The sequence below is a fragment of the Arthrobacter sp. B6 genome (assembly GCF_001663775.1).
Classification (GTDB): domain Bacteria; phylum Actinomycetota; class Actinomycetes; order Actinomycetales; family Micrococcaceae; genus Arthrobacter.
In genome coordinates, this window is record NZ_KV467168.1 from 2,954,879 (window position 1) to 2,970,483 (window position 15,605).

Genomic DNA, 15,605 nt, shown 5'->3' on the forward strand with positions numbered 1-15,605 from the left:
TTCCGCAAACCACGAGCCATCCGCCCGGCGCGCTGATAGCGTGGTTGCCCACCGACGAAGGAGGGGCCATGACCACCAATTCACCCGAATCCATGCCCGACGACGAGCCGCAGGAACCGAAAGGCGACGGCGGGGCTGAGACTACAAAGGACGACGGCGACGTCCCCGCCGGGCAGGAAGGCGTTGGCTTGGGTGCCACCAACGAGCCCAACACCTTCGAGCCCGAAGAGGACCCGGAAGCCGAGTAGCCTGTATCAGCGGCAGCGGCGCAACGGCTGCCTACATATCGCTGCCCAAGGCCGGCAGCGTGGAAGGCAAATCACTGCTGAGGCCCGGATCTCAGGCGCGGGACATCAGTGTTCTGCTCCAGTCGGTGGAGGCTGTCTGGATAGAATCATTGGCGGCTTTGTTTCATGGCCTCTTCGAATGCGGGCAGGCTGCGTTCGATCATGTCCTCGTTTGCCGTGAGGGACACCCGGAAGAAACCAGGGGTCTCGAACAGCTGGCCAGGCAGCACGAAGACATCCCGGCGGGCGAGCGATGCGGTGAATGCCTCGTCGTCCGGAACCGGCGTCGGGATGTAGAGGTAGAACGTTCCCTCCGGCCGCCGGACCCGGTAGCCCATGCTGCCGAGCGCGTCGGCCAGACGGTCCCGGCGGCGCTGCAGCTTGCCGATGTCGATGGAGAACTTCTCCAGCTCAGGAAGTGCGTGCTGCATCAGGCCGTTCGGGTACACCCAGCCCATGGCCACCTGGAGGCCGGTGATGGCGCGGCTCATTCCCTCCCCACGGGGCATGGTGGGTGGCAGCGCCAGGTAACCCACCCGCTCGCCAGGAGAGAGATGGGTCTTGCCGTATGAGTAAGCCAGCAGCGTGTACGGATAGAACTCCACCGGACTGTGGAATCGCAGGCCGTCGAACACGATCCTGTTGTAGGGCTCATCCGAGACGAGATAGATCCGGCGCCCGATCCTGGCCGAGGCTTCGTCCAGCAAATCCGCCAGCCGGCGCAGCAGCTCAGGCGGGTAAATCCGTCCCGTGGGATTATTGGGCGAATTGACGATGACCACCCGGGTGCGCTCCGTAATGGCCGCCTCGATGGCGCCGAGATCCAGGTCGAAGGTCATCGTGTCGATATTCACCTTCACCGGCACGAGTCCGGCCTCGAGCACCAGCGGCTCATACAGGAACCATGGCGGCAGGCTGAAGATGACTTCGTCGCCGGGATCAGCCACGGTTTTCAGGGCCAGCGCTATGGCGGCGAACCCCCCGGTGGTGAGGTAGATGTCCTCCGGCCGGAACGGCACCGCCAGCAGCCGTTGCAGGGATTCCGCAGCCGCCTCCCGGGCGGCCTCGCCGTTGGTCTGGTAGGCGAACCACTGATCATTCTGCGGAGTCAGGGCGTCCCGCAGTGCGTTGACGTAGCGGTCCGCCGGCATATGGTGCGGGTTGCCGAGCGTGAAGTCGCAGGCGCCCGGCATGAGGTGGCGCCGGGCGTAGTCGGATTCGTTGAGGAAGGCGTCAATCCTCTGGAAGGACGGGATGGACGCCAGCCGCATTGCGCGGTCCGACACCGCCTGCGTGGCCCCGGCTGTACCCGATGGATCGTTCATCTCAGTGCCCCTCTGCATGGCAGGTCGGATGGGCAGCGCGCTTCTGAGCCAGCGGAGGCTGTGGTGGGACCCATTGTGGACCGCCGCGCCTGTTGAAGTAAAGGCGCCGGTGACAGCAGCTCGCCGTTGCCGCAAGGTCGTGACGACGGCGGATGGACCACCGCCGCCATCCGGGGCTTGTTCGCGATTCAGCACGTTCAAGGTTCGGTTTTGCGAACAAGACCCGGATTTGCCGGGAGGATCAGGCGGCGGTGCCGGCGATGTTCCTGCCGGGCACCTGTCGTGATGCGTTCGTTGTGTGGTGCGGCCCGGCCTGCGCCGTGGAACCACCTAAACACGGCCTCCAGGGCGTTGGCCAGCACCCCGCAATGGAAGCTCAACAGGACGAAACCGGGCTACTTATGACGCCACGAAAGGCGCAGTCAAAGGCCACACCGGGCAATCCGGCGCCATGTCCCGCAACGCGGCTTCACGGTCGCCTCATGTGCGGGACGCCGGCCGGCGGGACGCGAGTGTTTCGTTATCGCCGCAACGGTTCGGCGCCAATGAATCAGCCGCCGGATCCTGGCGCGCTCGTCGGCTCCACAATTTAAGGACCCAACTCCCAGACCCCAAGGAGGGTGTGATGCGCAGTCCCGCCGCGTCAGGCGCGGTCATTTCCACAGCCATTTTGATGGCTTTGCTGTTCACGGGCTGCGGCCCGCAAGGGGGACCGACGACGACGTCGAGTCCCAGCCCAACAGTCACTTCCCCGACGCCCACCGGGACCACAACTGCGGTGCCGACGGCGACAGGCTCGCCGAATCCCACAGGCACGGCACCGGCGTCGGACGCCTGGACAAGCTACACGACGGCGGACGGCCAGCTGACGTTCGACCACCCTGCCGCGTGGAGCGTCAGGGATCCGGCGGGCGAGCTGCCCGAGGGCGGCGGCGCGTTCGCGGAGGTGACCAATGAGGCCGGCAGGCCGCTGGCGACGCTTCGGACCAACATGGCTGTCGGGTCCACGTGCATGGACCGGTACCCGTACTCCGTGCTGGATTCTGAAGAGTTGCCGGACCTGATGCAGGGTGAGGCAGCTCCGCGGTTCGTTTACGAGACGCGCGGGAATGACGAAACTCCTGGTCCGGCGGACACGCCGGCGGCCAGCTACGGCATCACCTCGGTCCCTGCACCCACCGGCGACTCTGCGTCGTGCATCTTCCACTTCTTTAACTGGCCGCCCACCGCTGCCATGTTCGGCGCGTTCTACAATCCGGAGAACAACGTGACACCCGGTGCGGAGTCGCTGCCGTATCTGGAGCAAGCCAAGAAGTACATGGAAACGGACGAGTACGCGGACATCCGGCGGATGATCACGTCACTGCGGCCGGCCTGATAGCCCGGCCCGCGCGACTCAGGGCGCCGACGGCGCGACCAGGCCGCCGGCCTCTGGCGGGGCCAGCCGGCGGCTCAAGGTTCCGTCAAGATTTCGCGGGACGGGTCAGTATTGGTCAAGGCGTTCCTGGAGGACCAGTACATTGAATTCGGCTTTGGATTGTTCCCCAACCGAAGCCTGGAAGCCCCCGCGCTGGAGTTGAACTCGCGCGGGGGTTTCCGATCAAGGGAATGCCCGACGGCGACGCCTCAGTCCTACGCTGTAGCCGCCGCCCGGGCTGGTGCCGGCCGTACAGGCGAATGAACCCGCCAAGCTTGGTCTGCCACCCGAAAGACTGCCTCCGCATTTGGGTTCCATCACATATTTTTGTCCAGCCTGCCTCGATAGCATGATGTGACCGGACAGAGCAGTCCGGCCAGATCGACGGAGAAGGAAGCCCATGGCAGCGGTTACGGTGGACGACATCCTCTCGGACCTCCCCCTGGGTTTCGCCAGCCTCATCCTCCGGCCTGCCCCGGCAGGCTCTGCGATAGAGCGGTTCCTGATACTGGATGCGGATGATGAAACGTCCGACGGCGGCACGGCCTTTGTCCTGCTGATCGGCGTCCGCGGCCGCTCGGCTTTGCCCGCTTTGCGGCGGCTCCTAAGGAACCCGCCGCCGGTGGTGGCCGTCAAGGGAAGGCGCGAGGAGCTCGCCGAAGCCGAAGAGCTGCTCCGCGATGCCGGCACGGGGCTGCTCCTGGTGGATCCAGGGGCTGACTGGGACCGGCTGCTGTCCATCGCCAAGGACCGCATCCAGCCGCGCAGCTACCAGAACGAAGTGCTGACGCTGCTGGAAGAGGACCTGTTTGCCATCGCCCAGACCACCGCCAGGCTCACCTCCAGCCACGTCGTCATCGAAGACGCCGCCAACAAGGTGCTGGCGTACTCCACCGTGTCGAACGACATCGATGAGCTGCGCAAGGCCTCCATCCTGGCCCGGCGCGGCCCGCGGAAATACGAGCTGCTGCTCAAGGACCTGGGCGCTTACCGGGAGCTGCACCGGACCCGGCTGCCGGTGCGGGTACCGGCCCGGCCCCAGGACGGGCTGCGGGAACGGGTGGCCATCACGCTGTTCGCCGGGGACCGGATCATGGGCTACATCTGGCTGCAGGAAACCGGGGACGGGTTCGGCGCCGACGTTGACTATGTGCTGACCGGATCTGCTGCCAGGGCCTCCGCTGAGCTGATCCGCCACCGCAACCAGCAGTCCGTCCACATGCGCGAGGACCGCATTGCCCGGATCCTGTCAGGCCCGGCGGAAGCCGCAGCCAGCGCCCACAGCGAGAAGATTTCCGCTGAGCGCCCGGCCGCACTGATCCTGATTGGCATGTCCGATGCCGAAGCCCAGGCCGACGACGCCGCACTGAAGCACGGCGAACTCGCCAACCTTGCGTCCATCCACGCGGCCGCCTACAAGGCATCCGCCGTCGTCGGCCAGTTCAAGGGCGATACCGCCGTGATTGTCCCTGGCCTGCAGTCGACCGCCGCGGAGCCCGGACTGCGGAGCCTGGCCGAATCCATCGTCCGCGATGCCGGCAAGCACCTCGGCATCAGCCCGTTCGCCGCCGTCGGTCCGGTGGTCCCGGACCTGCTGTCCCTGCACTCAACCACCCGCACCACCGAGGCCCTGCTGGGTTGCGTAGCCACGTCTCCGGACAGGAACGTGGCCACCGTGGACGACTTCGAAGGGGAGATCCTCTTCCGCGAGGCGGTGCGGAATTTCACGGCGTCCACCTTCCGCCACCGCAGCCTTTCCGCGCTGCTGCGGCAGGACGGCGAACTCGCTGAAACGCTGCACGCGTACTTCGAAGCCGCACTCGATGTGGCCGAGTGCGCCAGCAGGATGAAGCTGCACAAGAACACCGTCTATTACCGGATCAGCAAGGCCTCCCGGGCCACCGGCCTGGACTTCGGCGACCCCCGGGACTCGCTGGTGGCCCTGCTCCATATCCAGGAATGGGCCGGCACTCGCAAAGAACAACTGGGCAGGAAATGACCACAGCACTTAAGGCACCGCCGCTGGACGCGATACTGGACGACATCGTCCGCAGCCACAGGCCACAGCGGGAAAGCGGCTCTGTCCCGGCCAACATTCCCTTCCTGGCAGCGGTCCCCTTCAACAGGTTCGGGATCGCCGTTGCCACCGTTTCCGGTGACGTGTTCAGTTCCGGCGATGCCGACGTTCCGTTCTCCATCCAGAGCATCTCCAAGGTGTTCACGCTGGCAATGGCGCTCCGGGGCGACAGCTCAGGAACGCTCTGGTCCCGCGTGCTGCGCGAACCCTCCGGCACCCCGTTCAACTCCCTGGTCCAGCTGGAAGTGGAACACGGCATTCCGCGGAACCCGTTCATCAACGCCGGCGCCCTGGTAGTCACCGACCACCTGATGGAACAAACGCCCGACGCCGCCACGCGGCTTCTGCGGTTCCTCACCGCCGAGGCGGGCAGCACGGGGCCCTTCATCGATGAGGCCGCCGCGGCCGGCGAGCTCGCCTGCAGCAGCCGCAACCTGGCGCTGGCGCACTTCCTGAAGGGCTTCGGCAACCTGACGCGGACCGCTGAATCAGTGGTGGAAAACTACGTCCGCCAATGCTCGATCATGATGACCTGCGTGGAACTCGCCAAAGCCGGACTCTTCCTCGCCCGGGACGGCCAGGGGACCCACGGAACCGTGGTGTCCCGGAGCGAAGCGAAACGCATCGGCTCCATCATGCTGACGTGCGGCATGTACGACGCCGCGGGCGAGTTCGCCTACCGCGTGGGCCTTCCCGGAAAGAGCGGTGTGGGCGGCGGAATCCTGGTCATCGTTCCCGGTGTCTGTGCCATCTGTGTCTGGAGCCCGCGGCTGGATGCCAAGGGGAACTCCCTTGCCGGCACCGCCGCCCTGGCCGACCTCTCCGACCGCACCGGCTGGTCAGTTTTCTAAACGTTCACGCCGCACCTTCGTCTCTTCTTCCCCAGTCCGAACGCCAACCAGTCCAACAGCCAAAGAAAGCCCATGACAACGGAAACCGCAGCAAACGTGACCGCATCCCACACCCAACCCACCGCCGTCGTAAGGTCCGGAGAAAGTCCCCGGCAGGCCAGCCATCCGGACCAGACCGGTCCCGGCCCCGCACTGAAATCAGCCGGGCACGTGATTGTTGATTCGCTGGTGGCCCATGGTGTGGAGCGCACCTACGTGGTTCCCGGCGAGAGCTTCCTCGATGTGCTGGACGGGCTGCACAACTCGGACATTGAAACCATCGTCTGCCGGCACGAGGGCGGTGCCGCGTACATGGCCGAGGCCGACGGGAAGATGCACCAGCGCCCGGGCATCGCGATGGTGACCCGTGGACCCGGCGCGGCCAACGCGCATGTGGGGCTGCACACCGCGTGGCAGGATTCCACTCCCATGCTGCTGTTCGTCGGCCTGATCCCCTTCGCGCACCGGGACCGCGAGGCGTTCCAGGAGTTCGACATCAAGGCCTGGTTCGATACCGGCGCGAAGCGCGTTATGGTCCTTGACCACGCGGAGCGGGCCTCCGAGATCGTGGCCGAGGCGATGTTCGCGGCCATGAGCGGGCGGCCGGGCCCGGTGGTGGTGGGCCTGCCGGAGGACATCATCCGGCAGCAGATCGACCCGGCGCTGCACCCCGCCATCCCGGTGGCGGCCGGCGGCATGAGCAGCTCCGACGCCGCCGCCCTGGAGGCTGCGCTGGCAGAGTCAAAGAAGCCGCTCTTTGTCACCGGCGGAAACGACTGGACGCAGGAGGCAGCGGACCAGCTGACGGGATGGCTGGAACGGCACCATATCCCGGCAGCAGCTGAATGGCGGACGCAGGGAACGGTCTCCTTCGATTCCCCTTCCTATGTGGGCCCCATTGGCTACGGCCGGCCTCGCCCCACGTATAACCTGCTGGAGGAAACCGACCTGCTGGTGTTTGTGGGGACAGTGCCGGGCGACGTGATTACGGACGGGTTTGTCTGCCGGCAGGACTGGAACAAAAAGAACTTCCTGGTCACCGTGGACCCCTCGCTCCGTGGCCGGTCGGGGCCGGTTTCCCGGCAGATTCTGGCCAAGCCGGAGGCCTTTGTCCGCGGCCTGGTGGGCATCGAGCTGCCGGTGAAGGAAGAGTGGAAGGCATGGACGGGCCGGATGCGGGGCGAGCAGGAGCGGTTTGCCGCGCTGCCCCCGGCGGCGCCGGCGGCGGGACAGGCGAGGATGGACACGCTGATGGCGAACCTCGTCCCAAAACTGCCGAAGGACTCGCTGGTGACGTTCGGCGCTGGCGAGCACACCAACTGGGCCCACCGCTACTTTCCCACCCGCCGCTACGCCTCCATGATCAGCGCCCGCAACGGCTCGATGGGCTACTCCGTTCCCTCAGCCATCGCGGCATCGCTGGCCGACCCCCGGCGCCGTGTTGTCACCATCGCCGGGGACGGCGAGTTCCTCATGAACGGCCAGGAGCTGGCCACCGCTGCCCAGTACGGGGCCACGCCGCTGGTGATCGTCATGGACAACCAGGAATACGGGACCATCCGCACGCACCAGGAACGGCACTATCCCGCACGCGTGTCCGGGACCCAGCTGAAGAACCCGGACTTCGGCCTGATGGCCCGGGCGTTCGGCGGTTTCGGGATCACTGTCACCGAGGACAAGGACGTTCCGGCTGCACTGGATGCCGCGCTTGCGGCCATCGACGAGGACGGCGTCTTCGCCCTCGTCCACCTGGTCGTGGAACAGCGCGTGAAGGCTTACTGAGGCAGCGGCTGGCAGAACAGCGGACGACGGCGGGACCTCCCGCCGTCGTCCGCTGTTCTTTCTTAGGGGCAGAGCCGGTCAAGCGTCTCCTGGAGGGCGGACACCATCTGGTCGTCCCAGTGGTTAAGCTTGTCGTCAGTCTCGGGGTCTTCGAGGGGCGTCGGCAACGGGGGCGGGACCAGCGTCATGGCGGCTTGGTACTGGCCGTCCGTGCTGGCTATCGCCGCCGTGCGGTAGGCCCAGAAGCCACCCATGCCACCGTAGCGGTACTCTCCGTCGCAGTCCTGGGTCCACTTGCGGAGCCCCAGTCCGAAAAGCGGCATGTCGTCGGCGCGGGTCATCTCCTGCAGCGATTCTTCGGACACGAGCTCGCCACGGAAGAGGGCCGCGTAGAAATCGTTGACGTCGGACACTGTTGAGATGGCTCCGAAGGCCGGCGAACCCATTTCCCCTGGCGACTGTGTAATGTCCAGCCGTTCATCCCGGAACGTGATGTAGCCGTGGATCATGTCCGGCTTGCCGGTTACCACCTCGTTGATGGACGTGGCCTCCAATCCCAGCGGATCGATAACATCCGCACGCACCACTTCCGTGTATGGCCGGCCCCGCAGCTTTTCGATCAGCTGGCCGAGGGCAAGGTAGTTCGAGTCGGAGTACTTGAAGAAGCCCATGTCTCTCGCCTCCCAGGGCAGCTGGCCCGTGATCTCCAGGGCCCGCTGGGTGCCGATTTCTTCGCGGATGATCCCGGGGACGTCGTCGGCGTTCTTCTCGGTTGCCTCCTGGAAGGTGGGCATCCCGGAGGTGTGCCCCAGGAGTTGGCGGACGGTGATGGGGCCGGGCGGCTTGAGGACGGTGCTGAAGCTTTCCAGGATGCCGTTGACGGGATCATCCAGGCCGATCAGGCCTTCCTCCACGAGCTTCATGACCGAGACGGCCGTCATGGACTTGGTGATGCTGGCAACGGACACACTGTCACCCGGTGCCGCGGCTTCCCGGGATTCCAGGTTCCGGACCCCGTAGGCCCGGGACCAGGTTCCGCCGGGCCACCTGACTTCCGCCACAACAGCCACAGCTTCCTGCTCTACGAAGGCGCGCATGGTGTCGTCGATCGATTTAGTGGCCGGGGGCGCCGTGCCATAGGGCGCCGGGCCGGGATCCGCGTCAGTGCATCCGTTGAGGGACAGCAGTAACGCAGTTGCTGCGCTGAGAAGGAGCATCCGGGAACGTTGCATGATGCCGCGATTCTTGAATGGCCGGCTGCCGGTGAATGCGAAGGCGGGCCGCAGCTGCGCCGCCCCCGGTCAAGGGCTGTCCGGCGCCGTAGTTCCAGCTCTTAAAGTGTAGGAGCGGCGCCCCGCCCCGGTCGAGGGTCAGCGTGGCCCGTTCGTCACCTGACCGTCCGCGGGTCCGGAAAGGACAAGTGCTTCAGACGGATGTGTGGGGTGGCTTTCAATGTCGCCGGACTGAGCTTGGCACGCGGGTGGGGCCGCCGGAATCACCTGGGAAGAGTTCACTCTCCGCCCACGGGATGAATCTTCCCGTGGACCGCCGCCCGGCAACGGGCAGTTCCCATTGCATTCCTCGTTGTAGTTGTGCCGAAGCCTGCCTGGCCTCCAACGCTTGCTTCTCGCCCACCAAGGTCTTCTTCTTCACGGCCATCTCTCCTGACGATTCCGCTCGGCCTGGCCTAAGCGGAAGCCATGCCAACGTCCAGTGGTAGGCTGCCCATAAGGCCTAGATTGTTGAACAATCTGTTATTGTTGAACAATCTACTCCCCGCTGGCTATGCAGTCAAGGGTTCGCGGCTTCGTCCGGGAAGCGGTTGGCTTTGTCAGTGCTGGCGTAGGCGGGGGCGCGAGTGGAACTCGCGGCAGTTGCGACATCGCAGGCGGTCGGGCCTTCCGCATTCGGCCACCCTCCGCCACAGCGGCTGCTCGCTCTGGACCGCGTCTTATTGCTGAACTCCCCGACTTTTATCCGGAGAATTGATTAATTTTCAGACAAGTAGGGAGGCGGTCGAAATCGGCTGGAACGTTTCCACTCGACCCTGACCTGCGCGGATAAGAAGCCACGCGGTCCTCGGCAGTGGCCTGGCCATCCGAAAGGCTGACTTAGGCCAGTGCGCTTCCTAGGTCCGTCGCAGTTTCGGGCGTACAGTCCGCTAGTAAGCTCCCTTACAAATTTGTCGGGCAGTGTCTCGGGGCGTTTGCCCTGTTGGGGGAAGGAACTGCCATGCAACACAGCTCTGCGCAACGTGGGTCACATCAACACATTCGGGGGGTCTCGCGCCGTCGTAAAGCAGCAGCAGCGGGTGGAATAACCGGCGTTGTCCTCCTGGCCGCGGCCTTGCTGTGGCAGCAGTCGCCGGCATTCGCGGCCACCCCCGTCGGTTTGGGCACTGCCACCTCCTACTCCGTGCTCGCCGGCACCACGGTCACCAACACCTGTCCCACTACCCTCCAAGGAGATGTGGGTGTAAGCCCGGGCACTGCGATTACAGGGTTCCCGCCGGGCCTCTCAGGCGGAGCCACTCACAGGGCAGATGCGGTGGCCCTGCAAGCGCAGTCAGACGTGACCATCGCCTACGACAACGCCGCAGGTCAACCGTTAACGACCAGTGTTTCAGGAGACTTGGTGGGCCGGACCCTGACGGAAGGTGTCTACAGGTCCACGTCCTCGCTGGCCCTCAGCGGACAGCTCACCCTGGACGGCCAAGGCAATCCCAACTCCGTATTTGTCTTTCAGGTTGCTTCGACCCTCATCACCGCTTCGGCCAGCAGCATCATCCTGACCAACAGCGCCCAGGCCTGCAATGTGTTCTGGCAGGTGGGCAGCTCAGCCACTTTGGGTACCGCCTCACAGTTCAAGGGGACTATTCTTGCCCTCACGTCGATAACTGTCGAAACCGGAGCAAGGGTGGAGGGGCGGGCACTGGCCCGTAACGGGCAGGTCTCCCTGGATACGAACGTGTTCACCCACTCCGCCTGTACCACGACGCCAACCACCTCGGCGCCCGCCGTCACTGAAACAGCGACGGCGACTGAGACCGCGACGCCGACGGCGACTGCAACACAGACTGCCGGTGCAACGACGACTGCAACAGCGACTGCAACAACGACGCAAAGCCCTTCACCCACTGGGACTGCCACCACTACGCCGGGGCCCGGTGTCACCGAATCCACCGCCTCTGTGTCGGCAGTGCCGCTGGCCGACACGGGCGGCGGCAGAAACCAGGGCACGAACGTTGACACGGCGTCCGGACACTCGAGCGGCCCAGCAGCCTTCGGTGCCATCGTTGCCGGTCTTGGAGTAGCCACAGCAATAGTGTTTGCTGCCAGGCCGGTAACGGGCAGGCATCGGGGCAGTCAGGAGTAGAGGCTTTGCGTCGCGGATCTGTTCCAAACGGCCGGCACTGCCGCACGCCGGGCAATGGACGCGATGTGGAGCGTCCGTCGTCGGCCCGGCGGCGCGCTGGTGCCGGAAGACGCAGGGAGAGGGCCCTGGGCGGGGCGGCGGTGGTCCGTACGCTCGTTGGTGCGCTAACGCTGGCCGTCGTGCTTCTGGGATGGGGTTCGCAGCCAGTAACCTCAGTACCCCTGCCGCCCGCTGAGCTGTCTACTGGTCCGCATACTTCCGCTCCATCGGAGTCCTCCCTCGTCCCAAACCCGCCGAGCGGCGCGCCGCAGGAGGCCGACTCTTCCGGAATTGGTTCACCCCCACTGCATATCACTTACGGTGTGGTGGGGATGGATCAAGCCGTCCTGCCGTTGTCTCCGACGGAGCAGGAGACGAGCCTCGGTTCCATCGTTCCTCCACACACCGCGGACGCCTACTGGCTTACTCCGTACGGCGTCCCGGGCACAGGGTCCACAAATACCACGTACATCGTTGGGCACAGTTGGGAGGGTGGGTCGTCCCCTTTCAACAACATCAGTTCCAGCTCAAGACCTGGCGACGAGCTGACATTAACCACGGCAGAAGGGCCGCTGGCCTACACAATCGATGAGATCACCACGGAATTCAAGGACACTCTGAAGGACAGTGCCATTTGGGACAAGGTGCCCGGCCGGCTCGTCCTCATCACGTGCTTTACGGAGGATCTTTGGGGTAAAAACATCATCATCCAGGCCAGTCCGGTTCCTGCACCATAACCACTGGCCGGAGCCGCGCAGGGCTTCGCCGCCCAGTATTCATCGGCCGCCGTGGAGCGTCTTCTCCATCCACTGCCGGACGGTGAGGGCATCCGGAAGGATCTCCCGTGTTGCCTGCGTGGTCATGTCGATCTGATTCGTACGCAGCCAACGCCACATCGTGGTGAGGTCAGTACCAACGAAGCGCTCAAAAAGCCGGACCGGCACGGGGAAGCCGCGGGGCTTGCGGCCGGTCTGTTCGCCCCACATGGCACGGCACTGGTCGATGGTTTGAACGTCGGACGCCAAGCCGAGAACCTTACCGCCCCACCTTTCGGGATCGGCGAATACGCGGGCCGCTATCGCCCCTACATCGTCCACGCACAGCCAGCCAACAGGCCGTGACGGGCCCATCAGCTTCGGCATCACATGCCAGGTCGAAAACTGCGGGTAATAGCCCTTGTCCGTCATGAGCTCCATAAAAGCCATTGGCCGGAGCACGGTAAGACGCAGGCCCAGCTCGCGGAAGCGCTGCGCGACCAACAGTTTCGAGTCCCACGAGCCGACGCCTGTCTCATCATCGCCTACGCCTGCCGCACCATAGACCACATGTTCCGCGCCGGCCTCTGCCGCGGCCTCGGCAACGTTGCACCCCTGCCGCACCTCGGCTTCAAAGCTGCTGGTCATCGGATTCTGCACGTTGAACACCCCGTAGGCTCCGTGGAACGCGGGCCGGAGGGAGGCAATATCCTCCGTGTCAACGCGGTGGAGCTCGGCGCCCCTCTCACGGAGTGCCAGCGAAGCGTCGGTGGACGGATTCCTGGTCAGTGCACGCACCTGCCAGCCATCCTGAAGCAGGTGGCGTACCACGGCCGACCCCTGCCTGCCGGTTGCGCCTACCACTGACACTACGCCGCGGGGTCCCCCGCCCGAGGAAGAGTTCATGGCTCAGTATTGCACTGCTGCCGCGCTGGCTGCCGCCGATCGCCGTCGCGATTTTGCAGTTGGCGCAGGCCATGTCTCACTGACTGCACATGTGCGCCGGCCTTAAAACAGGAAACCTCCGCCGGATTCTTTCCGGCGGAGATTTCCTGTCCACATTCCAGCTCAGCTTCGGATGGCTGAAGGGTTCCGTTGGTGAACGGCTGGCGGGGTAAAGACGGCTCCCGTATCCGGGAAGGACGGGACCTCGATCCGGGCGTGCTCATGGACCTCAGTCACTGCCCGGCGGGTGTGCTTGGCGATTTCCTCCATGGTGGTGACCCACATGCCGTCCATTGACTTCACCCGGTCAATGAGCGTTTCCAGAGCCACTGCCTTCGATGGCCGCCCCGAAATGAACGGGTGGTTGGTCAGGACGAAGCAGCTCCCCTGGGCGTGGTGCGCCTCCGCCTCCAGGGTCCACATTTCAAGGACCTTGGCCGGGCTTTCGATCACGCCGCTGCCGGTGACGCCGGGGTAGAAGGCGTACTGTTCCCAGTCGTCCAGGGTCCAATCAACGGGGATCTCCACGATGTCCCTGCTGTCGCCCGGGGCGACGCGGAAGCGGTAGGGGGCATCGCCGTCGAGCAGGCTCGAATCGTAGAGGAAGCCGCGGTCCGCGAGGAGCGCAGGAGAATGCCAATTCAGTTCCCACCACGGGGCCCGGTATCCCACGGGCTCCACGCCGGCGGCTTTGGCGAGCGCCTCCAGGCCGCGGTCGATGTAGCGGGCCTCCGTCGCGGCGTCGATCCCCTGCATGGGTTCGTGCAGGTAGCCGTGGTGGGCCACCTCGTGCCCGGCGTCCACGATGCGGCGGACCGTGTCCGGGTAGCACTCCGCCGTGAAGCCCGGGACGAAGAACGTAGCCCGGATGTCCTGCCGGTTCAGGATCTGCAGCAGCCGGGGAACTGCCACCTTCGGTCCGTAGGACTGGTGGGTCATCAGGGACATCCTGCGGGTGCTCTTCGGGTCGTGGGCGATGGTGCAGGACTCGGCGTCGACGTCGAAAGTGAAGGAAGCTGCAGCCTGCTTGCCGTCGGGCCAGCTGATCGGGTGCGCTTCGTCTGGGAAAGCGAGGGGGTTCATGTCATGGTTCCTAGTGTTCAGAAGTCAGGGAAGGTCAGGGCGTGCGGTGTGCCGGGCTCAGATTTCGGCGGGTGCAGCCTGCGGTCCTCCGACGCCGGCCAGGCCAGGCTCTTCTGCCGGCTGGCTGGCCGGGGCCTTCGGCGCGCTGTCCAGGTGCTTGCGGTGAACCCTGGGCCCGAGGAGTGCGTACGTCGAGGCGCTGGCTACGCCGCCGGCGAGCCATGACAGGTCCCAGCCACCCAGGGCTACGGCGATGGGGCCCTGCATTGCGGGAACAAGTCCGTACATAAACAGCCAGGTGGCGAAGATGCCGACCAGGAGGGAGGTGACACCTGCCCAGTTGACGCCGGGGAGGCGCTTGGTGCCTACGGCGTCGAAGAGGCGTGCCGGGTTGCCGGGCCAGCGCTTTTCGATCCAGAAGTAGTGGACCAGCATGACGCCGCCCCAGGCGGCGACCCACGCGACAAGCCCGATGAGCCAGGCGTCAAGGACCGTTGCGAAGTCCTCCTGGAAGATGAAGAATACGACGGCGGCAAGGGAGAAAAAGCCGACGAACAGGTTGAGTTTGCGGCGGCTGATGGTGATGTCCAGCGACTGCGTGGCGACGGAAAAGGTGTAGATGTTGAGGATGTTGGTGGCGATGGGGCCGTGCAGCACCATCAAAAGGACGGGAAGTGCCAGGACGCCGAAGTTCTGGACGATGAGCTTTCCGGGGTCGATTTCGCCGCTGTTCGTGGCGAGGCTTGCGCCCAGGATCCCGAGCCAGACGACGGGGATGAACTGGCCAAGGACCGAGGCCAGGTACACCTTGCGCTTGGGGACTTCGGTGCTCACGAACCGGGAGTAGTCGGCGGCGTAGGTAAACCAGGTTATGCCCCAGCCGATCCCGATCGCGGTCATCACGGCGCTCATGGCCGCGATCCGCTCCGAGCCTTCCAGGATGTTGCCCGCCGGACCGGCGTAGGTCCAGTTGATCTTCATGCCGAACCACGCAACGGCTGACATGACCACCAGGATGATGATGGTGGGCGGGACGGTCCATTTTTCGAACGCGGCGATTGCTTTGTAGCCGAACCAGGCGATGGCCACCTGGGCGGCCATGATGGCGGTGGCGACCGCGATTTTCGGGCCGTAATTCTGGGCGGTGGGGTCCACCCAGCCAAGTGTGCCGAAGAGGGCCATAACCAGGTCAAGGATGATCCAGGTGTTGACGGCGCACCACCCGATCACCAGGAGGGCCTGGATGGAAGCGGGGAGGTAGTTGCCGCGGCGGCCGAACGCTGCACGGGCCAGGACCATCCCGGTGGCGCCGGTCTTTTGGCCGAGGAGGACAAAGCAGCCGAAGAGCAGCATGCCAATCAGGTTGCCCAGCACCAGGACGGTGACGGTGTCGGCGAAACCCAGCCCCAAGTGGATCCCGAGAGCGCCCAGGACCCAGTTGATGGGTGCCAGGTTGGCGCCGGCCCAGATCCAGAACTGCCCTGAGACTTTTCGCGTGCGCTGGGATTCGGGGATGGGCTGGAGCCAAGCTTCGACGTCGTCGTGGGCAGATGCCTGCCCGGCTCCTGCGGCTGCGTTCTCTTGTTGCATGGGGGCCTCTTCGTTGAGGGATGGGGGATGCTTCAAGATT

At 65.1% G+C, this 15,605-nt stretch carries 12 protein-coding genes; 7 read left to right on the plus strand and 5 right to left on the minus strand.

Translation table 11 applies throughout. The annotated features are described in order from the left end of the window. Positions 1 to 68 precede the first annotated feature (68 nt). Positions 69 to 248 carry a hypothetical protein gene (locus AU175_RS13145; RefSeq protein ID WP_066289576.1) on the plus strand — a complete coding sequence of 60 codons (180 nt, stop codon included), beginning with the start codon at positions 69 to 71 and terminating at the stop codon, positions 246 to 248. A 146-nt stretch (positions 249 to 394) separates the two neighbouring features. On the opposite strand, the gene AU175_RS13150 is transcribed toward AU175_RS13145, so the two are convergent. Further along, complete coding sequence (locus AU175_RS13150) at positions 395 to 1,612, minus strand: aminotransferase class I/II-fold pyridoxal phosphate-dependent enzyme (protein WP_066291083.1); 1,218 nt, start codon at positions 1,610 to 1,612, stop codon at positions 395 to 397. 625 nt (positions 1,613 to 2,237) lie between these two features. On the opposite strand from AU175_RS13150, the gene AU175_RS13155 reads away from it, so the two are divergent. The 4 genes from AU175_RS13155 (at position 2,238) to AU175_RS13170 (ending at position 7,778) form a co-directional block, all read left to right on the plus strand. Next, positions 2,238 to 2,990 (plus strand): hypothetical protein, encoded by a 753-nt coding sequence (locus AU175_RS13155; RefSeq protein ID WP_066289582.1) that lies wholly within the window; start codon positions 2,238 to 2,240, stop codon positions 2,988 to 2,990. Between the two features lie 439 nt (positions 2,991 to 3,429). Further along, on the plus strand, positions 3,430 to 5,028 hold the full coding sequence (locus AU175_RS13160; protein WP_066289586.1) for a PucR family transcriptional regulator: 1,599 nt from the start codon (positions 3,430 to 3,432) through the stop codon (positions 5,026 to 5,028). Next, positions 5,025 to 5,957: a glutaminase gene (locus tag AU175_RS13165; protein WP_066289590.1), complete on the plus strand. Its 933-nt coding sequence runs from the start codon at positions 5,025 to 5,027 to the stop codon at positions 5,955 to 5,957. Before AU175_RS13160 ends, AU175_RS13165 begins: the two co-directional genes overlap by 4 nt. Positions 5,958 to 6,029: 72 nt before the next feature. Further along, complete coding sequence (locus AU175_RS13170; RefSeq protein WP_066289592.1) at positions 6,030 to 7,778, plus strand: thiamine pyrophosphate-dependent enzyme; 1,749 nt, start codon at positions 6,030 to 6,032, stop codon at positions 7,776 to 7,778. A 62-nt stretch (positions 7,779 to 7,840) separates the two neighbouring features. On the opposite strand, the gene AU175_RS13175 is transcribed toward AU175_RS13170, so the two are convergent. Beyond that, positions 7,841 to 8,995, minus strand: coding sequence for a serine hydrolase domain-containing protein (locus AU175_RS13175; protein ID WP_231938552.1), 1,155 nt, complete (start codon positions 8,993 to 8,995; stop codon positions 7,841 to 7,843). A gap of 1,015 nt (positions 8,996 to 10,010) precedes the next feature. Between AU175_RS13175 and AU175_RS13180 the strand changes: the two genes are divergently transcribed. Both AU175_RS13180 and AU175_RS13185 read left to right on the plus strand, forming a co-directional pair. After that, entirely contained in the window at positions 10,011 to 11,153 is a 1,143-nt protein-coding gene (locus AU175_RS13180; protein ID WP_066289597.1) for an ice-binding family protein, read from the plus strand. A 371-nt stretch (positions 11,154 to 11,524) separates the two neighbouring features. Continuing rightward, positions 11,525 to 11,929 (plus strand): class F sortase, encoded by a 405-nt coding sequence (locus tag AU175_RS13185; RefSeq protein WP_066291085.1) that lies wholly within the window; start codon positions 11,525 to 11,527, stop codon positions 11,927 to 11,929. Between the two features lie 39 nt (positions 11,930 to 11,968). Here the strand turns inward: AU175_RS13185 and AU175_RS13190 are convergent, their stop codons facing one another. The 3 genes from AU175_RS13190 to AU175_RS13200 form a co-directional block, all read right to left on the minus strand. Further along, positions 11,969 to 12,853, minus strand: coding sequence for an NmrA/HSCARG family protein (locus AU175_RS13190; protein WP_082979142.1), 885 nt, complete (start codon positions 12,851 to 12,853; stop codon positions 11,969 to 11,971). A 162-nt stretch (positions 12,854 to 13,015) separates the two neighbouring features. Next, positions 13,016 to 13,975 (minus strand): polysaccharide deacetylase family protein, encoded by a 960-nt coding sequence (locus AU175_RS13195; RefSeq protein ID WP_066289602.1) that lies wholly within the window; start codon positions 13,973 to 13,975, stop codon positions 13,016 to 13,018. A 57-nt stretch (positions 13,976 to 14,032) separates the two neighbouring features. Next, entirely contained in the window at positions 14,033 to 15,565 is a 1,533-nt protein-coding gene (locus tag AU175_RS13200; protein ID WP_066289603.1) for a purine-cytosine permease family protein, read from the minus strand. Positions 15,566 to 15,605 lie beyond the last annotated feature (40 nt).